The organism is Marmoricola sp. RAF53 (assembly GCF_052114005.1).
Classification (GTDB): domain Bacteria; phylum Actinomycetota; class Actinomycetes; order Propionibacteriales; family Nocardioidaceae; genus Marmoricola.
Genome location: NZ_JBFRDX010000005.1, coordinates 98052 through 120460, shown reverse-complemented (window position 1 = coordinate 120460; position 22409 = coordinate 98052). Strand labels below are relative to the sequence as shown.

Annotated in this window: 25 protein-coding genes and 1 tRNA gene; 18 read left to right on the top strand and 8 right to left on the bottom strand. The window is 72.1% G+C overall.

Features of this window, described 5'->3' with window-relative positions; genetic code table 11:
• The first annotated feature begins 72 nt into the window (after positions 1-72).
• From AB4Y76_RS06020 to AB4Y76_RS06000, 5 genes are read left to right on the top strand one after another with little or no spacing between them, the layout of a single operon-like run.
• Positions 73-549, top strand: coding sequence for an FtsB family cell division protein (locus tag AB4Y76_RS06020; RefSeq protein WP_441923158.1), 477 nt, complete (start codon positions 73-75; stop codon positions 547-549).
• Positions 546-1085 (top strand): DUF501 domain-containing protein, encoded by a 540-nt coding sequence (locus AB4Y76_RS06015; RefSeq protein WP_441923156.1) that lies wholly within the window; start codon positions 546-548, stop codon positions 1083-1085. The genes AB4Y76_RS06020 and AB4Y76_RS06015 overlap by 4 nt, the downstream gene beginning before the upstream one ends.
• Positions 1082-2014, top strand: a complete 933-nt coding sequence (locus tag AB4Y76_RS06010; RefSeq protein ID WP_441923154.1) for a Ppx/GppA phosphatase family protein — start codon at positions 1082-1084, stop codon at positions 2012-2014. Before AB4Y76_RS06015 ends, AB4Y76_RS06010 begins: the two co-directional genes overlap by 4 nt.
• A complete protein-coding gene (locus AB4Y76_RS06005; RefSeq protein WP_441923152.1) occupies positions 2011-3072 on the top strand; it encodes a YihY/virulence factor BrkB family protein in 1062 nt (353 codons plus the stop codon). Before AB4Y76_RS06010 ends, AB4Y76_RS06005 begins: the two co-directional genes overlap by 4 nt.
• Positions 3072-3911 carry a uracil-DNA glycosylase gene (locus tag AB4Y76_RS06000; RefSeq protein ID WP_441923150.1) on the top strand — a complete coding sequence of 280 codons (840 nt, stop codon included), beginning with the start codon at positions 3072-3074 and terminating at the stop codon, positions 3909-3911. The genes AB4Y76_RS06005 and AB4Y76_RS06000 overlap by 1 nt, the downstream gene beginning before the upstream one ends.
• 4 nt (positions 3912-3915) lie before the next feature.
• On the opposite strand, the gene AB4Y76_RS05995 is transcribed toward AB4Y76_RS06000, so the two are convergent.
• Positions 3916-4185: a hypothetical protein gene (locus AB4Y76_RS05995; protein WP_441923148.1), complete on the bottom strand. Its 270-nt coding sequence runs from the start codon at positions 4183-4185 to the stop codon at positions 3916-3918.
• Between the two features lie 71 nt (positions 4186-4256).
• Positions 4257-5684 (bottom strand): DUF222 domain-containing protein, encoded by a 1428-nt coding sequence (locus tag AB4Y76_RS05990; protein ID WP_441923146.1) that lies wholly within the window; start codon positions 5682-5684, stop codon positions 4257-4259.
• A 172-nt stretch (positions 5685-5856) separates the two neighbouring features.
• Between AB4Y76_RS05990 and AB4Y76_RS05985 the strand changes: the two genes are divergently transcribed.
• From AB4Y76_RS05985 to AB4Y76_RS05940, 10 genes are all read left to right on the top strand, one after another.
• Positions 5857-6372 (top strand): glycine cleavage system protein R, encoded by a 516-nt coding sequence (locus AB4Y76_RS05985; protein WP_441923143.1) that lies wholly within the window; start codon positions 5857-5859, stop codon positions 6370-6372.
• Entirely contained in the window at positions 6369-6914 is a 546-nt protein-coding gene (gene def, locus AB4Y76_RS05980) for a peptide deformylase (RefSeq protein ID WP_441923141.1), read from the top strand. The genes AB4Y76_RS05985 and def overlap by 4 nt, the downstream gene beginning before the upstream one ends.
• A 28-nt stretch (positions 6915-6942) precedes the next feature.
• A tRNA-Leu gene (locus tag AB4Y76_RS05975) sits at positions 6943-7019 on the top strand.
• Positions 6990-7151 carry a hypothetical protein gene (locus tag AB4Y76_RS05970; RefSeq protein WP_441923139.1) on the top strand — a complete coding sequence of 54 codons (162 nt, stop codon included), beginning with the start codon at positions 6990-6992 and terminating at the stop codon, positions 7149-7151. Before AB4Y76_RS05975 ends, AB4Y76_RS05970 begins: the two co-directional genes overlap by 30 nt.
• Positions 7152-7314: 163 nt before the next feature.
• Positions 7315-7572 (top strand): DUF3303 domain-containing protein, encoded by a 258-nt coding sequence (locus AB4Y76_RS05965; RefSeq protein WP_441923137.1) that lies wholly within the window; start codon positions 7315-7317, stop codon positions 7570-7572.
• Between the two features lie 16 nt (positions 7573-7588).
• Entirely contained in the window at positions 7589-9256 is a 1668-nt protein-coding gene (locus AB4Y76_RS05960) for an FAD-dependent oxidoreductase (protein WP_441923135.1), read from the top strand.
• A gap of 8 nt (positions 9257-9264) precedes the next feature.
• Positions 9265-10644, top strand: coding sequence for a sensor histidine kinase (locus AB4Y76_RS05955; RefSeq protein WP_441923133.1), 1380 nt, complete (start codon positions 9265-9267; stop codon positions 10642-10644).
• A gap of 188 nt (positions 10645-10832) precedes the next feature.
• Positions 10833-11108 carry a hypothetical protein gene (locus tag AB4Y76_RS05950; RefSeq protein ID WP_441923131.1) on the top strand — a complete coding sequence of 92 codons (276 nt, stop codon included), beginning with the start codon at positions 10833-10835 and terminating at the stop codon, positions 11106-11108.
• 72 nt (positions 11109-11180) lie between these two features.
• Positions 11181-12176 (top strand): SAM-dependent methyltransferase, encoded by a 996-nt coding sequence (locus AB4Y76_RS05945; protein WP_441923129.1) that lies wholly within the window; start codon positions 11181-11183, stop codon positions 12174-12176.
• Positions 12177-12219: 43 nt separating this feature from the next.
• On the top strand, positions 12220-12729 hold the full coding sequence (locus AB4Y76_RS05940) for a hypothetical protein (protein WP_441923128.1): 510 nt from the start codon (positions 12220-12222) through the stop codon (positions 12727-12729).
• 9 nt (positions 12730-12738) lie between these two features.
• Here the strand turns inward: AB4Y76_RS05940 and AB4Y76_RS05935 are convergent, their stop codons facing one another.
• From AB4Y76_RS05935 to AB4Y76_RS05920, 4 genes are all read right to left on the bottom strand, one after another.
• Entirely contained in the window at positions 12739-13998 is a 1260-nt protein-coding gene (locus tag AB4Y76_RS05935) for a hypothetical protein (RefSeq protein ID WP_441923126.1), read from the bottom strand.
• Positions 13995-14210, bottom strand: a complete 216-nt coding sequence (locus AB4Y76_RS05930) for a hypothetical protein (protein ID WP_441923124.1) — start codon at positions 14208-14210, stop codon at positions 13995-13997. Before AB4Y76_RS05930 ends, AB4Y76_RS05935 begins: the two co-directional genes overlap by 4 nt.
• A 101-nt stretch (positions 14211-14311) precedes the next feature.
• The gene (locus AB4Y76_RS05925; RefSeq protein WP_441923122.1) at positions 14312-14932 is read right to left on the bottom strand and encodes a TetR/AcrR family transcriptional regulator; all 621 of its coding nucleotides are present in this window, start codon (positions 14930-14932) and stop codon (positions 14312-14314) included.
• Positions 14933-15031: 99 nt separating this feature from the next.
• Entirely contained in the window at positions 15032-15700 is a 669-nt protein-coding gene (locus tag AB4Y76_RS05920; protein WP_441923120.1) for a hypothetical protein, read from the bottom strand.
• A gap of 117 nt (positions 15701-15817) precedes the next feature.
• On the opposite strand from AB4Y76_RS05920, the gene AB4Y76_RS05915 reads away from it, so the two are divergent.
• Both AB4Y76_RS05915 and AB4Y76_RS05910 read left to right on the top strand, forming a co-directional pair.
• On the top strand, positions 15818-17293 hold the full coding sequence (locus AB4Y76_RS05915; RefSeq protein WP_441923118.1) for a cellulase family glycosylhydrolase: 1476 nt from the start codon (positions 15818-15820) through the stop codon (positions 17291-17293).
• A gap of 130 nt (positions 17294-17423) precedes the next feature.
• On the top strand, positions 17424-18236 hold the full coding sequence (locus tag AB4Y76_RS05910; protein WP_441923116.1) for a Bax inhibitor-1/YccA family protein: 813 nt from the start codon (positions 17424-17426) through the stop codon (positions 18234-18236).
• A gap of 30 nt (positions 18237-18266) precedes the next feature.
• Here AB4Y76_RS05910 and AB4Y76_RS05905 read toward each other — a convergent pair whose 3' ends face one another.
• Both AB4Y76_RS05905 and AB4Y76_RS05900 read right to left on the bottom strand, forming a co-directional pair.
• Positions 18267-19295: an SGNH/GDSL hydrolase family protein gene (locus AB4Y76_RS05905; RefSeq protein WP_441923114.1), complete on the bottom strand. Its 1029-nt coding sequence runs from the start codon at positions 19293-19295 to the stop codon at positions 18267-18269.
• A gap of 41 nt (positions 19296-19336) precedes the next feature.
• Positions 19337-20641 (bottom strand): peptidoglycan DD-metalloendopeptidase family protein, encoded by a 1305-nt coding sequence (locus tag AB4Y76_RS05900; RefSeq protein ID WP_441923112.1) that lies wholly within the window; start codon positions 20639-20641, stop codon positions 19337-19339.
• 202 nt (positions 20642-20843) lie between these two features.
• Here AB4Y76_RS05900 and AB4Y76_RS05895 point away from each other — a divergent pair, with 202 nt between their 5' ends.
• Positions 20844-22244 carry a cystathionine beta-synthase gene (locus tag AB4Y76_RS05895; protein WP_441923110.1) on the top strand — a complete coding sequence of 467 codons (1401 nt, stop codon included), beginning with the start codon at positions 20844-20846 and terminating at the stop codon, positions 22242-22244.
• Positions 22245-22409 lie beyond the last annotated feature (165 nt).

Sequence of the window (22409 nt, the reverse complement as noted above, 5' to 3'; positions counted from 1 at the left end):
GCCTCGGACCGTCGCAAGCCGCCGCGCGGGGGAGCACCCCGCAACACCCGCCCCGGACAACGGGGCGGGGCGGTGCGCACGCGACGGCCCGACCAGGTCGTGGCGCGGCCGCGGTTCACCAACCGGGCCGCGATCCTGCTCGTCGTCTTCGCCGTCCTGATGGTCTCCTACGCCTCCTCGATGCGCGCCTACCTGCAGCAGCGTGCGCACATCAACGACCTCAAGGTCCAGATCGCGCACTCCCAGGCGGAGATCGCCGCCGCCGAGCGGGAGAAGCGCCGCTGGAAGGACCCCTCGTACGTCGAGCAGCAGGCGCGCGGCCGCTTCGGCTGGGTCCTGCCGGGGGAGGTCGCCTACCAGGTGCTCGACGCGGACGGACGGCCGCTCACCGGTGACGACGAGCTCACCGACCCGGCCTCGGTCGCGCCGGAGAAGCCGACCGCGTGGTGGGTCAAGCTGCACGACTCGGTCGACGCGGCCGACCACCCGGAGAAGCTGGTGAAGCCGGTTCCGGCCGACCGGATCACGCCGAAGGACACCACCCCGTGAGTCCCATCGACGCCGCCGACGAGCGCGCGATCCACGCGCAGCTCGGCCGCGCGCCACGGTCGATCCACGCCGTCGGGCACCGGTGCCCCTGCGGCAACCCCGACGTGGTGACCACCGAGCCGCGGCTCGACAACGGGACCCCGTTCCCGACGACCTTCTACCTGACCTGCCCGCGCGCCTCCTCGCTGATCGGCACGCTGGAGGCGTCCGGCCTGATGAAGGAGATGAGCGACCGCCTCGCCGAGGACACCGAGCTGGCCGCCGCCTACCGGGCCGCGCACGAGGCCTACCTGGCCGCGCGTGGCGAGATCGAACGGCAGGCCGGGCACGACGTCCCGGAGATCGCCGGGATCTCGGCCGGCGGCATGCCGGACCGGGTGAAGTGCCTGCACGTCCTCGCCGGCCAGTCACTGGCTCAGGGACGCGGCGTGAACCCGCTCGGGGACGAGGTCCTCGACCAGCTGGGCGACTGGTGGGCCAAGGGCCCGTGCGTGACCCCGGAGTCCACCCCGGAGTCCACCCCGGGCGACGCATGACCCGGGTCGCGGCCTTCGACTGCGGGACCAACTCGCTGCGGCTGCTGATCGCCGACCTCGACCCCGGGACCGGGGAGCTGGTCGAGCACGTCCGGGAGATGCGGATCGTCCGCCTCGGCCAGGGCGTGGACCGCACCGGCCGGATCTCCGCGGAGTCGATGGAGCGTGCCCTCGGCGCGCTCGACGAGTACGCCATGCTCGTCACCGAGTACGAGCCGGACGTGATCCGGTTCTGCGCCACCTCCGCCGCCCGCGACGCGGAGAACGCCGCCGGGTTCGTCGACGCGGTGCGCAGCCGGATCGGCGTGGACGTCGAGGTGATCGGCGGCGACGAGGAGGCGCGGGCGTCGTACGAGGGGGCGACGCGGGTGCTGCACCAGGCGTCGGTCCCGGTCGAGGGCCCCTGCCTGGTGCTGGACATCGGCGGTGGCTCGACCGAGCTGATCCTCGGGTCGACCGACGGTGCCGTCGAGCTCGAGCACTCGCTGGACATCGGCTCGGTCCGGCTGACCGAGCGGCACCTGCACTCCGACCCGCCGACGGCAGCGGAGGTCGCGGCGCTGCGGGCCGACGTCGACGCGGTCCTGGACACCTGCCGGGTCGACCCCGGGCTCGCGCGCACCGTCGTCGGGGTGGCCGGCACGGTGACCACGGTGGCCGCCGGCGTCCTCGCGCTGCCGGCGTACGACCGGGACCGGGTCCACCTGGCCGCCCTCGACGTCGAGGAGGTCTACGCGACCGTCGACGAGCTGGTCGCCATGACCGTGGCCGAACGGCGCGCGCTGGGCTACATGCACCCGGGCCGGGCGGACGTGATCGGCGCCGGGGCGCTCATACTGGAGCGGGTGCTGCGTCGGACGGCCGTGTCGACGCTGGTCGTCTCCGAGTCCGACATCCTCGACGGGATCGCCTGGAGCACGGTGCGATGAGGACGCTGCTGGACACCGTCAGGAGCCTCCTGAGGCACCGCGGGCAGGACGTCGCCGCCGGGCTCACCTACTACTCGATGCTCGCCATCTTCCCGGCGCTGCTCGCGCTGCTGTCGCTGCTCGGCCTGGTCGGCGAGGCCGACGCCGTGGTGACCGCCGTGATCGACGTGCTCGAGCCGCTGGTCTCGCAGAACACGATCGACAACCTCGAACCGCTGCTGAACAGCATGGTCCGGTCCTCGGGAGCACCGCTCACCTTCGCCGTCGGTGTCATCGCGGCGCTGTGGTCGGCCTCGAGCTACGTGAGCTGCTTCGGCCGGGCGATGAACACCGTCCGCGAGGTCGAGGAGACCCGGCCGTTCTGGAAGCTCAAGCCGCTGATGCTGCTGATCACCGTGCTGTCGGTGGTGATGATCGCGCTGGCCCTGTTCATCATCGTGGCGTCCGGACCGATCGCCACGTCGCTGGCCGACGAGCTGGGCGTCGACCAGAACGTCGTCGACATCTACGAGATCGCCAAGTGGCCGGTGCTCGCGATGGTCGTGGTGCTCGTGGTCGCGCTGCTCTTCAAGGCGACCCCGAACGTGCGCACCGGCGCCTGGTACAAGCTGCTCTCGCTCGGCTCCTTCCTGGGACTGCTGGTCTGGGCGGCGGCCTCGACGGGCTTCGCGTTCTACGTCGCGAACTTCAACGCCTACAACCGCACCTACGGCTCGATCGCGGGCGTGATCATCGGCCTGGTCTGGCTCTGGATCACCAACCTGGCGCTGCTGTTCGGCGCTGAGCTGGATGCCGTCCGGGACCGGAACCGGCGCACGCGCGCGGCCGAGGACGAGGTCGTCGCGGAGCCGGGCGGGACCCCGGACGGCCCGCCGGTCGGGGCGCCCGACGAGGCGGCCGAGATGCCGGCCGAGGAGCTGCTCGCCCTGGTCGGCCCGCCGCCGACGGCCCGGGAGAGCCGCCGCCGGGAGAAGGTCGTCATGCGGGAGTCCTTCCCGCGCCGGCCCGGTGCGCCGCCGTACGGGCCGATCACCCAGCCGGTGCCCGACGAGGACTGATGACGCGGCTGCCGCACCCGCTCACCGGGGAGCTGTTCGCGAGCCCGGTGCCGCCCGGCACCGGCTGGCCGGAGGACCCGGCGCCGTCGGGGACGCCGGTGGCCGGCACGGCCGCGCAGGTCGCGGCGCTCGCCCGCACCGACGACCTCGCCGAGCTCGACGCCCGGGTCTCCGTGTGCGCGGCCTGCCCGCGGCTGGTGTCCTGGCGCGAGGACGTCGCCGTCACCAAGCGCGCCTCCTTCGCCGACCAGCCGTACTGGGGGCGGCCGATCGCGGGCTGGGGCGCCACCGACCCGGCGATCCTGATCGTCGGGCTCGCGCCGGCGGCGAACGGCGGCAACCGGACCGGGCGGGTCTTCACGGGTGACTCGTCCGGTGACTGGCTGTTCGCCTCGCTCTACCGGGTCGGCCTCGCCACCCAGGAGACGTCGGTGCACGCCGGCGACGGCCAGGCGCTGGTCGGGGCCCGGATGGTCGCGGCGGTGCGGTGCGCACCGCCGGAGAACAAGCCCACCCCCGCCGAGCGCGACACCTGTGCGCCCTGGCTGCACCGCGAGGTCGCCCTCGTCGCCCCGGGCCTGCGCGTCGTCGTCACCCTCGGTGCCTACGGCTGGGCGGCTGCGGTCGGGGCCCTGCGCGCCACCGGGTACGACGTCCCGCGCCCGCAACCGAAGTTCGGGCACGCCGTCGAGATCGTCCTCGCCGGCCCGCACGGACCGCTGACCCTGCTCGGCTGCTACCACCCCTCGCAGCACAACACCTTCACCGGACGGCTGACGCCGGAGATGCTGGACGCGGTGTTCGCGCGCGCCCGGGAACTGGCAGACCGCTCGGTGTGAGAGCTCAGGCCTGGACGTAGGCGCTGATCGGCGGCACCACCCCGTGCGCCTGCATCACCGCGAGGAGCTCGGGCGACGGCGACGACAGCAGGCCGTCCAGTGCCGCCACGTCCTCGACGTCCGCGGTGATCGCGGCGTTGTTGCTGCCGTCGGCGGCGAGGAAGTCCGTGACGTTGCTCCCGGTGGCGCCCTCGATGGCCGCGGCGCGTTCGCCGTGACCGGCGAGCCAGCGGTCCTTCTCCTCGATGGCATGAACGATGACGACTCTGGGCATGTCCCACTCCTTCGTGGTGCGTCTCCCCGGCTTCGACCGTACGCCCGCGTGATTCCTTCCGGGGGAGCGCGCTAGTCCGGGGGCAGCCCTCGCCGCTCCCCGGGTGGGTCGACGGGCCTCGCGGTGAGCTGGCGGGTGGCGGTCTGGTCGCGGAGGTAGGTGTAGCCGGCTGGTGATCGCCAGCGGTAGGAGCCGGGTCTCTGGATTTCGTAGTGCCAGCCGGCGTGGGTTTTGAGGCGGTGGTGGTGGCGGCAGAGGGCGGCGAGGTTCGAGGTCCGGGTCTGATCGGGACTGCCGTCGGGGTCGTAGGGCTCGATGTGGTCGAGGTCGCAGGCGCGGGCGTTGCGGGTGCAGTAGGGGAAGACGCAGGTGCGGTCTCGGAGGATCACTTGTTCGCGGAGCCGGTCGGAGGGCTGGTAGGCCGTGGTCGCGAGTTCTTCGTTGAGGTCGATCACCGGGCGGAGGGTGATCTGGGCGCCGGGGGCTTGGAGCCAGCCCTGGATCTGTTCCTGGGAGATCAGGTGGGGTCCGCGGTTCTCCAGGCGGCCGAAGGGTTCGCGGGGGTCGAGGTGGAGGTAGAGGGTGATGGGGCGGCGGGGGGCCGGTGGTTGAGGAAGGCGCTCTGCGCCCACCGGTGGTCGAGGAAGGCGCGCAGCGCCCACCGGTGGTTGAGGAAGGCGCCCTGCGCCCACCGGTGGTTGAGGAAGGCGCCCTGCGCCCACCGGTGGTTGAGGAAGGCGCGCAGCGCCTGTCTCGAAACCCCCGGGCAACACCATCTCGCCGCGGGCCAGGTTCCCCAGTGCTTCGGCGCGGCGGGCGTCCAGGGAGGCTTCCGAGCCCCATTCCTTGAGCTGGGCCGCGTCGGCCGAGAGGCGGGCGTCGAGGTCGAGGGCATCGACCAGGTCGAGCTCGCCGTGGATCAGGGAGGTGCCTTCGAAGGAGACCTGGTGGTGGTCCACGGCCACGTGGCGCTGATCAGCGCGACGTTCGGCGATCTCCCGGGCGGTCTGGGGCATGAACGTCGCGATCGCTGCGTCGACCAGCCGGTCGGTCTCCACGATCCCGATCCGGTGGGCGAAGCCTGCCACCTGCGCATCGACGTACGCTGCCGCGTCCATCGACAGGTGCAGGGTCTTGGAGGCGATCAGTCGCGCTCGCCATACCTTCAGGGTGCCGGTGGTGATGCGGTGCCAGACCCGGGGCAGCCGGTGGGCGATCTCCAAGGCTTCGGCGATCAGCGCGCGCCCGGAGCGGTCCGACATCCCGAGCGCGGCGGAGAACTCGGTGACGCAGAAGTTCGAGACCAGCGGCGCGCCCTCGCCCGCCAGCGGGACCGGGGTGTCACCCCAGGTCGCGGCGAAGTCCGGGTCGGTGACGGTGTGCTGGTTGGCCCACGACACCGCCTGCACGAGCAGGCCGACCTCGGCAGCATCAGCCTCGGCACGAAAACGACGCGCAGCGGTCAGTGCCGTTGCTGCGTCGAGGGTGCCGGTGGTCATGGGATGAATCTAGGGAACGGCACCGACAGTCTTGGTGTCGGAATTCGGCTTGCCCACAGGGGAATCGGGACGGCTTCGGGGACGGGCCCTGCCTTGCTCACGCCGGCTCGACGGGCACAGTTCGACGGCCACAGCTCGACGACCGGGGTCGGTGTCGTGGAAGACTTCCCCCATGCCGCTGCTCGCCATCACCGTCTTCGGCCACGACCGCCCTGGGATCATCGCCGAGACCACCGCCGCCCTCGCGGGCCTGGGTCTCAACATCGAGGACTCGACGATGACCCTGCTGCGCGGGCACTTCGCGATGATGCTCGTGACCGCGGGGGATGCCGACGGGGGGACCGTCGAGGAGTCCCTCGGCGGGCTGACCGCGGACGGGTCGCTGTCGGTCTCGGTGCGAGCGGTGCCGGCCGGGTCGAGCGCGCCGAGCGGGTCGTCGTACCTGTTGAGCGTGCACGGCGGTGACCGCCCAGGCATCGTCTCCAGCCTCGTCGGCGAGGTGGCCCGGGTTGGCGGCAACATCACCGACCTGACCACCCGCCTGGCCGGTGACCTGTACGTCCTCGCCGCCGAGGTCGACCTGCCGCCGGCGGCCGACGCCGGCGCCCTGACCGAGTCGCTGCGCGCGGTTGCGCAGGGGCTCGGCGTCGAGGTGTCCCTGCTTCCCCTGGAGAGCGACGACCTGTGACCGTGACCGACCTGGGGACCCTCGCCGGCCTCCCGGAGGGGCGGGTGCTCGACGTGGTGCGAGCCCCCGACCCGGTACTCGCGCGCGCGGGCGCGGCCGTCGACCCGACCGACCCGGAGATCGTCCAGCTCGCCGCCGACCTCGTCGCCACCATGCGGGTCTCGCCCGGCTGCGTGGGACTCGCGGCCCCGCAGGTCGGAGCGAGCGTGAAGGTCTTCTGCGTCGACGTCACCGAGCACCCGAAGGCGCGACTGAAGCACGGGACCTTCGTGCTCTGCAACGCCGAGGTCGTCAGCGCCTCCCGGAACGAGAAGGCCCGCGAGGGCTGCATGTCGGTGCCGGACTTCACCGGAGACGTGAAGCGCGCGACCCGGGTCGTCGTACGGGGGCAGGCGCCGCTCACCGGCGCCGAGGTGATCGTCGAGACCGACGCCTTCGAGGCGCGCGCCCTGCAGCACGAGATCGACCACTGCGACGGCCTGCTCTTCCTGGACCGCGCCGCAGGCGCGCACGCGATCCACCCGCGCAAGACCTACTTATGACCCTGGAGCGGCACCCAGCGCGGTACCGGCCCCGGTATCCCAATCGGCAGAGGAAGCGGTCTTAAAAACCGCACAGTGTGGGTTCGAGCCCCACCCGGGGCACCAGTACGTCGGCGGCGGCTGAACGGCGCGACCACCGCGGTCGACCCGCTTCAGATGGCCGGGACCACCGCTCCCGGGCGGGTGCTCTACCAGGGGACGCTCACCGGGATCCTGCGCCTCACCCAGGTGCTCTGAAGCCGGGTCGCCCCGGTCCGGCGGGGGCCGGGACCGGGACGACCGCACCCCTCCGCAAACACCGGCATCGCGGTTAGACTCGCGAACGGGTGCACCCGGGTGACCCAGAAGTCACCCAGAAGTGACCCGGGAAGTGATCCGGCGCCCCGAGGGAGGTGTGCGCATGCTGTTCCACATCAAGCAGACCCACGCTCCGGCGGACTGCCCCTACGGCCGCGGCGGTTCCCGGTCGCTCTTCGACGGCGACCACCCCGGGGTGAAGATCCACGGCTACTGGCTGGCGTTCCCCCAGCACACGACCTTCCTGGTGGTCGAGACAGACGACGTCGGTCACCTCCAGGAGTTCCTCAAGCCGGGAGCCGGGGTCGCGATGGCCGAGATCACGCCGGTGAGCGACCGACCGGTAGCGCCGAGCAGCTGAGCGCGCCTGGTTCGCGATGAGCACCCGGGGGAGCAGGCCGACGCTACTGAGCGTCGACGACGACCCGCAGGTCGCCGCCGCGATCGCGCGCGACCTCCGCCACCGGTACGGCAGCGACTTCCGCGTCGTCCGGGCCTCCTCCGGCGCCGAGGCCATGGAGGTGCTGGGCAAGCTCGAGCTCCGCGACGAGCCGGTCGCCCTGATCGCGACCGACCAGCGGATGCCCCGGATGACCGGGATCGAGCTGCTGGAGCGGGCCCGGGAGCACGCGCCGGGCGCGAAGATGCTCCTCCTCACCGCGTACGCCGACACCGACGTCGCCATCAGGGCGATCAACGACATCGGGCTCGACTACTACCTGCTCAAGCCGTGGGACCCGCCCGAGGACCGGCTCTTCCCGGTCATCGACGACCTGCTCGACGACTGGCGCCGCGAGAACCCCGAGCAGACCAGCGAGCTCCGGGTCGTAGGAGCGCGCTGGTCCGAGCGCAGCCACGAGATCAAGACGTTCCTGGCCCGCAACCACGTGCCGTACCTGTGGTGCGACGTGGAGCGCGACCCCGAGGCGGCGCGACTCGTCGAGGTCGCCCAGGCGGCGCCCGAGGACCTGCCGCTGGTGCTGGTCCCGGACCAGGACCCGCTGCTCGCACCGAACCTGCTCGAGCTCGCCGACGCGCTCGGGCTCCGCACCCGCGCCGAGCAGCCGCTCTACGACCTGTGCATCGTCGGCGGCGGCCCGGCCGGACTCGCGGCCGCCGTGTACGCCGCCTCCGAGGGCCTGAGCACGGTCGTCGTCGAGCGGGAGGCGCCGGGCGGGCAGGCCGGGCAGAGCGCGGCGATCGAGAACTACCTCGGCTTCCCGAAGGGCCTCACCGGCGACGACCTGACCCAGCGGGCGCTCGCGCAGGCATCCCGGTTCGGGGCCGAGATGGTGCTCGCCCGGGACGTCGCCGGCTTCGAGGTCCGCGGCCCGGTGCGGGCGGTGCTGCTCGAGGGCGGCGGGGAGATCGAGGCGCGGGCGGTGATCGTGGCCACCGGGGTGTCGTACCGGCGGCTCGACGCGGCCGGCCTGGACGAGCTGACCGGCCGCGGCGTCTACTACGGCGCGATGGCCAGCGAGGCCCAGCAGTACGCCGGCGAGGAGGTCTACGTGGTCGGCGGCGCGAACTCGGCCGGGCAGGCGGCCCTGAACCTCAGCCGGTTCGCGAAGCGGGTCGTCGTCCTGGTGCGCGGGCCCTCGCTCGCCGCCACGATGTCGCGCTACCTGGTCGAGCGGATCACGAACGCCCCGAACGTGGAGGTGCGCACCCGGACCGAGGTCGCCGCGGCGCACGGCGACGGTCACCTCGAGTCGCTCACGCTCTGCGCCCGTGACGGCGGCGCGACCGAGCAGGTGCCGACCTCGGCGCTCTTCGTCTTCATCGGTGCCGCGCCGCGGACCAACTGGCTCGGCAGCGAGGTGGTCCGCGACGACCACGGCTTCGTCGTGACCGGCCGCGACCTGGAGACGCAGGCCGCCCACCGCTGGCCGCTGGCCCGGCCGGTGTACCCGCTGGAGAGCAGCGTGCCCGGTGTGTTCGCCGCCGGCGACGTCCGGCTGGACTCCATGAAGCGGGTCGCCTCGGCGGTCGGCGAGGGCGGCATGGCCGTCTACGCCGTCCACCGCTACCTGGCCACGGTGTGAGCGCCGCCATGGATCTCGCCGACGTGCGGGCCATCCCCTTGTTCGACGGGCTCACCGACGAGCAGGTCGGACAGCTGCTCGAGCTGGGGGAGCCGGTCGAGATCGTGCCGGGCGCCGAGCTGTTCCACGAGGGCGAGCACGCCGACTTCTGGTGGGTGCTCGTCGACGGAAAGGTCGAGCTGGTCCGGCACGTCGGCAACGAGGACGTCGTCGTCGGGGCGATGGACCAGCCGGGGCGCTGGGCCGGCGGCTTCCAGGCGTGGGACGCCCAGGGCGTCTACCTGGCGACCGGGCGGGGCGCCCTGCCCGGCCGGCTGCTGCGGCTGCCCGCCGAGGCGCTGCGCGACCGGTTCACCGCCTGGTTCCCGTTCGGCGTCCACCTGGTCCAGGGGCTCTACGGCACCGCCCGCTCGATCGAGGCGACCGCCCGCCAGCGGGACGCGCTGGTCACGCTCGGCACGCTGGCCGCCGGGCTGGCCCACGAGATCAACAACCCGGCGGCGGCGGCGACCCGGGCGGTCGGCGAGATCACCGGCGTCTACGACCAGGTGCTCACCGCGCTGCGCGGAATGGCGGAGGAGGGCCTGACCGCCGCCGAGTTCCACGCCCTCGACGAGCTCCGGCGGTACCTGGACGGGGCCCGCGCACCCGGCGACCCGCTCGCGCTGGCCGAGGCCGAGGACGCGGTCGGGACCTGGCTGGAGGACCACGACGTCCCCGGCGCGTGGGACCTCGGCGCCGAGCTCGCCGCGGGCGGTGCGGACGTCGCCTGGTGCGAACGGGTGGCGGCCGCCGTACGGGAGGAGGCGCTGGCGCCGGCGATCTCCTGGGTGTCCGCGACGACCGCGATGAGCGCCCTCCTCGCCGAGGTGAAGGAAGCGACCCGGCGGGTCTCCGAGCTGGTCGCCTCGGTGCGGTCGTACTCCCAGACGGGACGCGCGTCGCGCCAGCTCGTCGACGTCACCGAGGGGATCGAGAGCAGCCTGGTGATGCTCGGGCACAAGCTGCGTGACGGCGTCGAGATCACCCGCGCGTACGCCGACCCGCTGCCCCGGGTGGACGCCTACCCGGGCGAGCTGAACCAGCTGTGGACGAACCTCATCGACAACGCCGTGGACGCGATGGACGGCGAGGGCAGCCTGCGGATCTGCACCCGCCACGTCGACGGTGCCGTCGTCGTCGAGTTCACCGACACCGGCCCCGGGATGCCCCCGGAGGTCGCGGCCCGGGCCTTCGAGGCCTTCTTCACCACCAAGGACGTCGGCAAGGGCACCGGGCTCGGCCTGGACATCGCCCGCCGGATCGTCGTCGAGCGCCACCACGGCACGATCGACATCGACTCCTCGCCGCAGGGGACCACGATGCGGGTGACGCTGCCAGTCGCCTGAGGCCCGGTGCGCGGGTCCCGGCGGGCCGGACGACGATCTGGAACCCCCTTCCTTACGGCCTGGATCGAAGAAAAGAAATTCGCCTCCGAACTCGTCCCGGAGTGGAGAACGAGGTCCGTAACGGACGAGGGTTGCGCCGAAAGCAGCCCTCCGGGAGGGAGGGCTGACACGAGGGAGGAGCACCACTCATGCAGGTATCCAGCTTGGTCCGACGGGCGGCTGTCGCGGGCGCGATCGTCGTCGGGATGACCGTCGTCGGCGCCGTACCGGCGCAGGCGACGACGTTCCGCCACGAGCACGGTCAGCACCACGAGCACGAGCACGGTCACGAGCACGAGCACGAGCACGGTCACGACCACGAGCACGGTCACGACCGCGACGACGACCACGGTCACGAGCACGGGCACGACCACGACGGTCACTGCCACGACCACGGCTCCAGCAGCTCCACGAACAACAGCTGAGCCCGGCGTGACGGAGGCCCGGACGCGCGCGCGTCCGGGCCTTCCTGCGTCTCCGGGTCTACCTTGATCGCCATGCCCGACTTCTTCGAGGCCTACGACGAGGTCCTCACTCCGCTCTTCACCGCCGGCAACCTGCTCGGCCTGGTCGCCGGGGCCGAGGAGGCCGGTCTGGTCTCCGGCCTGCGAGGCCCGCGGACCGCGGCCGACCTCGCGACGGCCACGGGTCAGGCCCCGGAGGTCGTCCAGGCGGTGTGCGACGCGCTGACCGCCACCGGGGTGGCCGTCCGGCACGGCGACACCTACGTGCTCACCGAGGCGTGGCAGGTGCTGACCGACCCGGCGGCCTTCGTCCCGCTCGCCACCGCGCTCGACGGCAACGCGGTCGAGGGCCGGCTGCTCCGCGGCCTCAGCCAGACCTACTGGACGATGCCGCGCGAGGACCGGCTCGTCTACGCGCGGTCGGTCTCGCCGGACCCCTTCTCCGACGGGCTGGTCGCGGCCTTCGCCGCGCAGATCGCCGCGGACGCGGACCGCGCGCCGATGCTCCGGGGTGGCCGGCTGCTCGAGCTCGGCTGCGGCGTCGCCGGCCGGGTCCTGACCACGCTGCGGGCGGCTCCGGCGCTCACCGCGGTCGGCGTCGAGCTCAGCGAGGACCTCGCGGACGAGGCCCGGCGCCGGGCCGCCGAGCTCGGGGTCGCCGACCGGTTCACCGTCGTGTGCGCCGACGCGGCCGACTTCCGCGACGAGGAGCCGTTCGACCACGGCTTCTGGAGCCAGTTCTTCTTCCCGGCGTCCGCACGGGCCGGCGCGCTCGCGGCCCTGCACGCCGTGCTCCGGCCGGGGGCGAGCTTCGACGCCCCGCTGGGGGCCGACCACGACGCGGTGGCGGCGGACCCGACCGGGCCGGCCGCGCAGGAGTACCGCATCGGCCGGGTCGTCCTCGGCGCGTGGGGCGTCCCGGACCGTACGCCGGAGACCCTGGTCGCCGAGATCGAGGCAGCCGGCTTCGTCGACGTCCACGTCGTCCCGCGCGCCGGCTCGCCCGCCGTACGGGCGGTCCGTCCTTGACGCCGGGCCTAGGCTGCCTGCACCAGCACGCCGGAGGTGAGTGATGAGCCCCAAGAGCCGTACCCGCAAGCGCCCGAAGGCCGATGCGCACCCGCGCACCTCCGGAAATCCGGCGAACCGGGCCCAGGAGGTCGCCCACGGCCGCCGCAGCCGGTACTCGCGGCCGATGATGATCCCGATCGTGGCCGGGGTCGCCCTGCTCGGGGCGGTCTACCAGGCCGTCTTCGCGATCCGCGTCCTCGTCGTCGCGGCCAAGCCGGGCACGGTCCACGGACTCACCTGGGACGTCTCGGACGCGACCTGGGTCGTGACCGGGATCCTCGCGGGCGTGCTCGCCGTCGCCTACCTCTGGGTCGCCCGCGGGCTGATGGCGCGCGACCGCCGCGCCCGCTCCACGATGCTGGCCCTCACCGGCATCAACATCGCCTTCGGCATCTTCGAGCTCCCGTACGGCGCCTTCGCGCTCATCCTCAGCGCGGCCTCGTTCTTCCTGCTGATCTCGTTCCCGGTCAAGGACTGGTTCGGGATCGCGCGCCGGCGCTCGGCCGCCTAGGCCTGATCCCTAGGCCCTCGCACCGGCCACCGCGGCGTCGAACTCCTCGCGCAGCCCGGTCCGGTCCGCGGCCCGCTCGACCGCGGCCAGCACGTCGGCGGGGACGTGGTCGAGCAGCAGCCGGACGTGCTCGGGATCGGTGAGGGCGGCGACCAGCAGCTCACCCAGGTCGCGGTCCGCGGCGTCGACCACCTCGACCACCTTCGCCCGTCCGGCGGCGTCCATGTCGGTGACGATGTCGAGCAGCGGCACCAGCGTGTCCGCGGCTGCGACGGCCTGGCCCAGCACGGCCGCCAGGGTGGCGTGGTCGAGGTCCGTGACGATCCCGGGCAGCAGCGCGACCCCGTCCGCGGGCAGCGCCCGGAGCAGCGGGACCAGGTCCACCCAGAGCCCGCCGGTGGCCGATGCGTGCACGATCTCGCGCAGCACCGCCGCGTCGTGGAACGCGGGCCGGGAGGCGATCAGCAACCGTCCCTCCGGCGTCATCGTGCCGACCACCGGCAGCAGGTTCTCCCAGATCCCGGCCGCGGAGACGGCCGCCACCAGGCGGGCCACCAGGTCCTCGTCGAGCTCGGCGACGACGTCGGCGATCGGGCCCCGGGTCGCGGGGGAGAGGTGGTCGAGGAGGTCGAGCGCCTCCGGCCAGAGGTCGTGCTCGGAGGCGCACGCGAGCACGCTCGGCAGCCGGTCCGGTGGCAGCAGCCCGACGGCGTGGTCGAGGGCCTCCTTGTGCTCGAGCACGAACGCGGTCCGCAGCATCGCCTCGTCGGAGAGCGCGCCCATCGCGGCGACGATCGCGTCGTCGGAGACGAAGGCGAGGAACCGGCCCATCGTCACGTGCTCGCCGCGGCGCCCGAGCTCGGCGGCGACCGGTTCGACCAGGGACGTCGGGACCCCGGCGATGATCCGGGCGACCCGGCGCGGGTCGAGCTCGACGGTGGCGTCGGCGAGGAAGTCGGGCGAGAGCCGCTTCGCGACGTCGATCGCCTTCCCCGGGTCGACGCTGGCCGCCGCACGCGCGCAGAGCAGCGGCCCGAAGACGCGCTCGGAGATGGAGGCGACCAGCGGTGACGGGAGCAGCTTGGCGGCCGCGCCGAGCCGGGACAGGGTCGCCGCCCCGGTGTCGAAGAGCGAGTCGGTGGCCTTCTCGCGCAGCGACCGGATCTCCTCGGGCGCGACGCCGTCCAGGTAGTCGAGCTCGCCCTCGGGCAGGCCGAGGAGCCGGCCGAGCTTGAGGATCTCGGCCTGGGTCTCGAGGGTGCGGCTCATCCGAACAGCACCTTCTTCACCGGGCCGCGGAGCAGCTTGGGGACGAACTCCAGCCCGCCGTCGGTCGCGTCGCGCAGGGCCGCGCTCTGCCGGGCGCGGGCGGCCTCGACGGCGTCGGCCAGGTGTGCCGCGTCGGCCTCGTCGAGGCCGGCCAGGCCGGGCGGCAGCGGTCCGCCGAGCTCGTCGGCGAGGCGGGCGTGCGCCGGGGTCATGCGGGACCTCCTGGGAGGGGAGAGGTGACGGTGCCGAACCTGCCACACCGGCACGCCGATGTCGCCCCTGTCCGCGGATCAGTCCTGCTGCACCGCTGGGTTCAGGTCGTCATCAGGGTGACCGCGAGGTCGGCGATCTTCCGCTTGAGCTCGGACCCGTCCCCACCGCCCTTGACCGCCCAGTCGTAGATGATCGCGTTCGCCCCGCCGGCCAGCGCCAGCGTCGCGAAGCGGAAGTCCCGCGCCTCGGTCTCGCCCCGCTGGATGGCCATCGCGCCCTCGGCGTTCACCAGGTCGACGAGCGCCTCGCGCTGCGCGAGGCGGCGTTCCTCGACCCGCGGACTGACGCCCATCACCTCGACGAAGGCGATCCGGGCGGCCCGCATGTCCTCGACCATCGGGGTCAGGTAGGCGAGCACGGTCCGGGGCAGCCGGATCCTCATCGGATCGTTCTCCGTCGCGGAGAGCTCGGCGAGCGCACCCTCCAGGGACTGCCGGTTGATCTCGTCGTAGACGTCGAGGAACGCGGCTTCCTTGTTGGCGTAGAGCAGGTAGAAGTGCCGGGTCGACACCTTGGCGTTGCTGCACAGGCGCTCGACCGACGTGGCCGAGTAGCCGACGGTCCCGAAGAGCTCCAGGCCGGTGTCGAGAAGCCGACGGCGACGCCCCGCGTCACGTTCGTCGGCCGACTGCCCGGCGTACCGGCGTGCGGTCTCAGGCATACGGTCCCCCTTCCGTAGGAGGCCATCCTAAGTCCGGGCGTCCGCAACCGGTCCGGACCGGTCCGACGGATTTTCCGAAAGTGCCCGGGACGGCGTCGGTCAGCCGCGGTCCTCCGGGCCGTTCGGCATGAACTGCGCGGCGATGTGCTCCCAGGCGTTGTCGATCAGCGTGACCAGGTCGATCCGCATCGCCTTGGCCACGTGCGGCTTCTCCAGCTCGCGGTCGATGAACCGCACGATGAACCGGCGCAGCTCGCCGTCGAGGCCCGTCAGCTTCTGCAGCACCGCGGCCCGGCGGGTGTCCGAGACGATCGTCATCTGCACCGCGTCCGGGTCGGGCGGGGTGATGTGCCACAGGATGGTGAGCGGCTCCACGAGCTCCATGGTCAGGCGCAGCGGGAGCACCAGGTCCGCGTCGAACCGGAGCATGTCGACGCCGAGATCGAGGTGGAAGGAGACCCGGACCGGCAGGTTCACCGAGTACCCGACGACGTCGGGCAGCGCGTCGCCGTACGCCGCCCCGAAGGTGCCGGACGCGGTCACCTTGGCGACCTTGCGACCCGGGCCGGCGCCGATCGGGCCGAGCCGGAAGTCCTCCCCGAGGACCCGGTTGATCGACTCCATCACCCGGTCGCGGTGCAGGACGAGGTTCATGAACCGCATCCCGAACTCGTCGTACCCGATCGCCACGGCCTCCTGGGGCTCGGAGGCCTCGGAGGACTCGGGCTGCGGTTCGGGCTCGGGAGGAAGCGCGGCTGCGTCGGTCACCGGTCGATCATGAGGCATGAATGGGACGTTCCGGGCCGCGGGCCCGCGGTTCGGTCCGAAAATCACCCGTTCGGGCGGCCGAAGTAACCCGAGAAGCTAGAACTCGTTTCAGTTCACATGAGGAAGCTCACTGCCGGCCTGGTCGCGTCCCTGCTCGCGCTCGTCGTGGTCGGGACCGCCGTCCCCGCCGCGTCGGCGGACACCGGGCCCGGTTCCGGCCCGACGCCGCAGCTGCGCCGCGACGGCCGGTTCATGGTGGACGAGCACGGCCGGATCGTGATCGTGCACGGACTGAACTTCGTCTGGAAGAAGGCGCCGTACGTGCCGCCGAACACCGCGGCCGGTTTCACCGCCGCCGACGCCGACTGGCTCTACGCGCACGGCTTCAACGGCGCCCGGATCGGGATGCTCTGGGCGGGCGTCACCCCGAACGCGCCCGGCGTCGCCGACACCTCCTACTTCGACAAGTGGGACCGGGTCATCGACCTGATGACGGCCAAGGGCATCTGGATCCAGCTCGACCAGCACCAGGACATGTGGCACGAGACCTACGGCGGCGAGGGCGTGCCCGGCTGGGCGGCCAAGCGGCCGGCGCTCTTCAACCTGCTGCCGTACACCAAGCTGCCGTTCCCGATGGGCTACTGGACGCCCGAGGTGTCGACGGTGTTCGACAACTTCTGGGCCAACAAGGGCGGCGTGCAGGACGGCTGGGTCGCCTTCTGGAAGCTCGTCGCCGAGCGCTACCGCAACCAGCCGTACTCGATGGGCTACGACCTGATGAACGAGCCCTGGGCCGGCCTCGAGGGACTCCTCTGCATCGCCGGCGGCTGCGCGCTCACCTACCAGACCGAGCTCCAGCCGGCGATGACCAGGGCGATGAAGGCGGTCCGGCAGGCCGACCCGCACAACATCGTCTGGTGGGAGCCGCAGCAGTTCGCGGCCGGCACCACGGTGCCGACGTACTACCAGCGCGTCGCCGACGAGCAGAACCTCGGCCTCTCCTGGCACAACTACTGCACCGCGGTCTTCCTGGAGAGCACCGGGATCCCGCTGGTCCCGACCAGCAGCTGCCGCCAGTTCACCACCGACCGGGAGAACAACGCCCTCCGGCAGTCGGCCACGATGGGCGCGGTCCCGCTGATGTCCGAGTGGGGCGCCACCGACAACATCGAGGCCGTCTCCATCGACGCGGACGTCGCGGACGAGAAGCAGATGGGCTGGATGTACTGGGCCTACAAGCGCTGGGACGACCCCACCACCGCGGACACCGCCCAGGGCCTGTTCACCGACGACGCCGACCTCAGCAGCACCAAGGACGCCAAGCTGCGCCAGCTCGTCCGCACCTACCCGCAGGCCACCGCGGGCCGCGACCTGACCTACGACTACGACCCGGCGACCGGGAAGTTCACGATGTCCTTCCACGCCGACCCGTCGATCGACGCGCCGACCAGGATCTTCGTCAGCCCGCTGACCGCGCCGCACGGGTACTCCGTGGTGACCTCGGCGGGCGCGGTCACCGAGAACGGCTCGTACGTCGACCTCGACGTCGACACCGACACGGTCGTGCACGTGACGATCACGCCGCTGCCCTGACCCCGGCCCGCCTGACACGCCGGGGAACCCCTGCCCTCCGCCGCCCGTTGTCCAGGTAGCGCCTCGTAGGATCGAGGCGTCAGCCTGGCACCACGGTGGTGCGCCAGGAGGCCTCCAAGGAGGAGACCACATGCAGAGCAGCAACCCGATCCTCACCCGCAGCGAGGGCTTCAACGGCCAGGGCGGTGAGCTCTACGCCGACTTCAACCCGGCCCTGCAGACCTCCGGGCTCGAAGGCCGGATGACCATCGACACCGTGGTGCAGAAGACCGCGATCACGCTCGGTGTCGTGGTCCTCACCGCCGCGGCGACCTGGGCGCTGACCGGCACCCTGGTCAACGACGTGGGTGACATCAACCAGGACGTCGCCACGCGTCTGTACGTCATCTCCGTCGTCGGCTCGCTCGCCGGCTTCGCGCTCAGCATGATGAACTCGTTCAAGCGCGTCGTGAACCCGGCCCTGGTGCTCGCCTACGCGGCGTTCCAGGGGATCGCGGTCGGCGCGCTCAGCAAGGTCCTCGACGCCACGATCGGGGCCGGTGACCACATCGTCGTCGGTGCCGTCGTCGGTACGTTCGCCGCCGTCGCAGGCACGCTCGCGGCGTACAAGGTGTTCGACATCCAGGTGGGCAGCCGCTTCCGCAAGTGGGTCACCATCATGATGTTCGGCTTCGTCGGCCTGACGCTGTTCGACTTCGTGCTCTCGTTGTTCCACGCCGACCTCGGGATCAACGGCTTCGGCGGTGTCGGGCTGCTGTTCAGCTTCCTCGGCCTCGGCCTCGGCGTCTTCATGCTGATCCTGGACTTCGACTACGTCGAGCGCGGCATCGCCGCCGGCCTGCCGGAGCAGGAGTCCTGGCGGGCGGCCTTCGGCCTGACCGTGACCATTGTCTGGATCTACATCGAGCTGCTGCGGATCCTCGCGATCCTGCGCGGTGACTGACCCCCCGAGGTCGCCGCAGCCCGCGGGAAGCTACGCCGGCAGCTCAGCGCCCGGTTCCTCGTCAGAGGGACCGGGCGTTTCGGCGTCCACGGGCGCGTTCCGGCGCCGGCGCATCAGGGTGACCCAGCGGCCACCGGTGCCGCGGGCGGAGCCGTCCACCTCGGTGCCGTCGAGCTCGGTGCCCGGCTGCTTGCTGGCCCGGACGGCGGCCTGGCTGATCGGGAGGACACCCTCGCCGCGCAGCGGCTCCGGGCCCAGGTCGGGTGCCGGCCCGAGGCCCAGCGCGGCCAGGGTGGAGGGGACCATCACGCTGACCATGGAGGCGTAGCCCGCCGCCGACGGGTGGAACCGGTCCGGCCCGAACAGCAGTGCCGGCGCGGCGTCGAACTCGGGGCCGAGGATCGAGCCCAGCGACACGGTCCGGCCGCCGGCCTCGACCACCGCGATCGTCTGGGCGGCGGCGAGCCGGCGCGACCAGCTGCGGGCGATCTGCCGCAACGGCTGGGGGATCGGCCGGATGGTGCCGAGGTCGGGGCAGGTGCCGACGACGACCGCGATGTCGGCGTCCTGCAGCCGCCGGACCGCCTCGCTGAGGTAGCGCACCGACTCCGAGGGCAGCATCTGGTGGGTGACGTCGTTGGCGCCGATGAGGATCAGGGCCACGTCGGGCTCACCGGGCAGCGCCCGGTCGACCTGGCCGGCCAGGTCGCTGGACATGGCGCCGGAGACGCAGAAGGCACCGAGGTGGACCCGGCGGTCGGCAGCGTCGGCGACGGCCGACCCGAGCAGGGCGCCGGGCGTCTCCTCGACGGTCGGGACGCCGTACCCGGCGGCGCTGGAGTCACCGAGGAGCGCGATCTTGATCGCGGGACCCGGCCGGCCCCGGCCGTACCAGCCGGTGGCGTCGGGCACCCGGCCCTCGAGGCGCCCGATCGCCTTGCGGGCGACCTTGGCCTCGGCCCGGAGCATCCCGTAGAAAGTGGCGCCGAGCACGGAGAGGCCCGCACCGCCGTACGTCGCCGCCGATGCCAGCTTCCGAGCCGCTGCTGCCTTCCCCACGAGTCGAGGTTATCGAGTGCCCGAGCTTGCTCCGGCCGGGGTCACTGGTTGGGGGCGAGGTGCACCCGCGTCCAGACGATCGGGTGGTCGGTGAGCCGCAGGTTCTTCGGCGTCCAGTCGTAGCCGTACCGGGTGAACCGGGCCGGGCCGGCGGCCAGCACCCAGTCGATGCCGGTGTCCCTGGCCGGCATCGAGCAGGCCATCGACGGGATGCTGTTCGGGGCCAGCATCAGCTTGCCGGCGGTGAGCGGGCAGAACGCCGGCGCGCGGTCGTTCATGTCGCCGGTGAGGAACACCGCGCGGCCGGTGGACCGCAGCTCGGCCACCTTGGCGCGCTCGACCGCGATCGCCTTGCGGCGGTTGGCGGTCTCGTCGCCGTACCCGACGCCGGACGCGGGGTTGTGGACGTTGATGAAGTAAGCCTCGCGGCCGCTCGCGCGGTGCCGCAGCAGGACCACCGGCATCTTCCGGATGTGCCCGTCGAAGTAGGGCACGTCGATCGTCGAGCCGCTGACGAGCTCCATCGTCGAGTTCCGCCAGATGATCGAGTTCTCCGGGTCGGCGGTGGTGCTGGTCGGGTAGATGCCGTAGGTGCTGCCGGCCGCGCTCAGGAAGGTGGCCCGCTGCGGCTTCTGGAACTCCTGCAGGCCGACCACGTCGACGCCGTACCGGGCCAGCAGGGCGACCTGCCGCGGGGTGCGGACGTCGTACGTCGCGTAGCGCGAGGAGTTCTTGGTGTGGCTCGCGCCGAGGGTGTTGAAGGTGGCGAGGACGAAGCCGTTGTTGTCGAACAGCGAGGTGCTCGGCACCGGCTTGCCGACGTAGGTGTTCAGCCAGCGGGTCGGGTTGTAGGTCGTCGCGCCGCTGTTGCTGGTGACCGCGAAGTAGAGCGAGCACATCCGGGCGATGCCGGCGTGGCCGACGACGCCGATCGGCTGTCCGGCCTGGATGACCTGGCCGTTGGTGACGGTCGCCTTCTGCATGAAGCCGTACCAGGTGACGAGCCGGCCGAAGCTGGTGACGACGCGGACCAGGTTCGGTCCGGCGGTGGGCGACGAGGTGACGACCGCGGTGCCCGCCGTGGCGGCGCGGACGGTGCTGCCGCAGCCGGCCTTGATCTCGGTGCCGGGGCGCTTGCCGGAGGTCCGCAGGTCGACGCCGCGGCCGCCGGCGACGGGGAACATGACGTTCGGCGCGTAGGCGGTGCGCTTCGAGGCCGGCGGGGTGCTGGCGTCCGCGCCGGCGTGGACGAGGGCGGGAACGGCGAGCGCGGCGAGCCCGGTGAGGGCGCACAGCAGGCGGACGGGTGCCCGGAGGTGGGATCGGGCGGGGCGGCTGCCGGGCATCGGGTTCTCCTGGTCGTCAGGGGCCGTGGGAAGCCGGCCCGCACCGGAAGTATGGATCAAAATCTGTGAAAATTTGAGTCCTGAGTGAAAAAAAGTGACTCGTGTGGCGTGTCGGTCCTTGCAAATCACAACGGTGTAATACTCACCGGACCCGATTTCGCCTGTTCTTCCCTTCGGCGCACGGCGCACTATCTTGAGCCGTATGGACTACGCGAACTCCCTGCTCGATCTGATCGGCAACACCCCGCTGGTCAGGCTCGGGCGCAGCCTGGACCGACCCGACGACAGCACCGGGGGACCCCTCGTGCTGGCCAAGGTCGAGTACCTCAACCCCGGCGGCTCGGTGAAGGACCGGATCGCCCGCCGGATGATCGACGCCGCCGAGGCCTCCGGCGCCCTCCAGCCGGGGGGCACCATCGTCGAGCCGACGTCCGGCAACACCGGGGTCGGTCTCGCCCTGGTCGCTCAGCAGCGCGGCTACAAGTGCGTCTTCGTCTGCCCGGACAAGGTCAGCGAGGACAAGCGCAACGTGCTCAAGGCGTACGGCGCCGAGGTGGTCGTCTGCCCGACGGCGGTCGCGCCGGAGCACCCGGACAGCTACTACAACGTCTCCGACCGGCTCTCCCAGCAGCCCGGGGCGTGGAAGCCGGACCAGTACTCCAACCCGAACAACCCCCGGTCGCACTACGAGGACACCGGCCCCGAGATCTGGCGGCAGACGGACGGGAAGATCACCCACTTCGTCGCCGGCATGGGCACCGGCGGCACGATCAGCGGCGTCGGCCGCTTCCTGAAGGAGCAGAACCCCGCCGTCCAGGTGATCGGCGCCGACCCGGCCGGGTCGGTATACTCCGGCGGCACCGGACGGCCGTACCTGGTCGAGGGCGTCGGCGAGGACTTCTGGCCCGAGACCTACGACGCCTCGGTCGCCGACCGCGTCATCGAGGTCTCCGACGCGGACTCGTTCGCCTTCACCCGGCGGCTGGCCCGCGAGGAGGGGCTGCTCGTCGGCGGGTCCTCCGGCATGGCCGCGTTCGCCGCCGCCAAGCTCGCCGCCGAGATCGCGGCCGACCCGGAGCAGAACGCCGAGGAGGCCGTCATCGTCGTGCTGCTCCCGGACTCCGGGCGCGGCTACCTGACCAAGGTCTTCAACGACGACTGGCTCGCCCAGTACGGCTTCCTGCAGGCGCAGGACGACCAGACCGTCGGGGAGGTGCTGCGCGGCAAGAGCGGTGAGCTCCCGGACCTGGTGCACACGCACCCCAACGAGACCGTCGCCGAGGCGATCAGCATCCTCAAGGAGTACGGCGTCTCGCAGATGCCGGTCGTCCGGGCCGAGCCGCCGGTGATGGCGGCCGAGGTCGCCGGATCCGTCTCCGAACGGGCCCTGCTCGAGTCGCTCTTCGCCGGCAAGGCCAAGCTGGCCGACCAGGTGGAGGCCCACATGAGCCCCGCTCTGCCCACGATCGGGGCGTCCGCCGGGGTCGCCGAGGCGATCTCCGCACTGGAGGACGCGGACGCGCTCCTGGTCCAGGACGACGGCCGTCCGGTGGGGGTGCTGACCCGCGCCGACTTGCTGACCTACATCGCGGCGTTCCGTTAGTCGTTCCCTTGATCCGTGGTCTAACCTGAGGTCACGGTCGCGTACTCCGTACCCCACATGGAAGCGACCGGGATCCGTTTGGGTGCAGCGCGAGTCTCTGATTCGCGCTCAACGGATCAGGTGGCGGGGTGATCCTGGGAGGGGTACCCCGCCACCACCCAATTT

Bases quoted from the DNA above. Each gene is read 5' to 3' on its own strand.
- AB4Y76_RS05950 (WP_441923131.1), top strand. From the start codon at position 10,833: ATGCAGGTATCCAGCTTGGTCCGACGGGCGGCTGTCGCGGGCGCGATC.
- AB4Y76_RS05935 (WP_441923126.1), bottom strand. From the start codon at position 13,998: ATGAGCCGCACCCTCGAGACCCAGGCCGAGATCCTCAAGCTCGGCCGG.
- AB4Y76_RS06005 (WP_441923152.1), top strand. From the start codon at position 2,011: ATGAGGACGCTGCTGGACACCGTCAGGAGCCTCCTGAGGCACCGCGGG.
- AB4Y76_RS06000 (WP_441923150.1), top strand. From the start codon at position 3,072: ATGACGCGGCTGCCGCACCCGCTCACCGGGGAGCTGTTCGCGAGCCCG.
- AB4Y76_RS05965 (WP_441923137.1), top strand. From the start codon at position 7,315: ATGCTGTTCCACATCAAGCAGACCCACGCTCCGGCGGACTGCCCCTAC.
- AB4Y76_RS05915 (WP_441923118.1), top strand. From the start codon at position 15,818: ATGAGGAAGCTCACTGCCGGCCTGGTCGCGTCCCTGCTCGCGCTCGTC.
- AB4Y76_RS05955 (WP_441923133.1), top strand. From the start codon at position 9,265: ATGGATCTCGCCGACGTGCGGGCCATCCCCTTGTTCGACGGGCTCACC.
- AB4Y76_RS06010 (WP_441923154.1), top strand. From the start codon at position 1,082: ATGACCCGGGTCGCGGCCTTCGACTGCGGGACCAACTCGCTGCGGCTG.
- AB4Y76_RS05985 (WP_441923143.1), top strand. From the start codon at position 5,857: ATGCCGCTGCTCGCCATCACCGTCTTCGGCCACGACCGCCCTGGGATC.
- AB4Y76_RS05945 (WP_441923129.1), top strand. From the start codon at position 11,181: ATGCCCGACTTCTTCGAGGCCTACGACGAGGTCCTCACTCCGCTCTTC.
- AB4Y76_RS05895 (WP_441923110.1), top strand. From the start codon at position 20,844: ATGGACTACGCGAACTCCCTGCTCGATCTGATCGGCAACACCCCGCTG.
- AB4Y76_RS05930 (WP_441923124.1), bottom strand. From the start codon at position 14,210: ATGACCCCGGCGCACGCCCGCCTCGCCGACGAGCTCGGCGGACCGCTG.
- AB4Y76_RS05990 (WP_441923146.1), bottom strand. From the start codon at position 5,684: ATGACCACCGGCACCCTCGACGCAGCAACGGCACTGACCGCTGCGCGT.
- AB4Y76_RS05960 (WP_441923135.1), top strand. From the start codon at position 7,589: ATGAGCACCCGGGGGAGCAGGCCGACGCTACTGAGCGTCGACGACGAC.
- AB4Y76_RS05910 (WP_441923116.1), top strand. From the start codon at position 17,424: ATGCAGAGCAGCAACCCGATCCTCACCCGCAGCGAGGGCTTCAACGGC.
- AB4Y76_RS05900 (WP_441923112.1), bottom strand. From the start codon at position 20,641: ATGCCCGGCAGCCGCCCCGCCCGATCCCACCTCCGGGCACCCGTCCGC.
- AB4Y76_RS05925 (WP_441923122.1), bottom strand. From the start codon at position 14,932: ATGCCTGAGACCGCACGCCGGTACGCCGGGCAGTCGGCCGACGAACGT.
- AB4Y76_RS05995 (WP_441923148.1), bottom strand. From the start codon at position 4,185: ATGCCCAGAGTCGTCATCGTTCATGCCATCGAGGAGAAGGACCGCTGG.
- AB4Y76_RS05940 (WP_441923128.1), top strand. From the start codon at position 12,220: ATGAGCCCCAAGAGCCGTACCCGCAAGCGCCCGAAGGCCGATGCGCAC.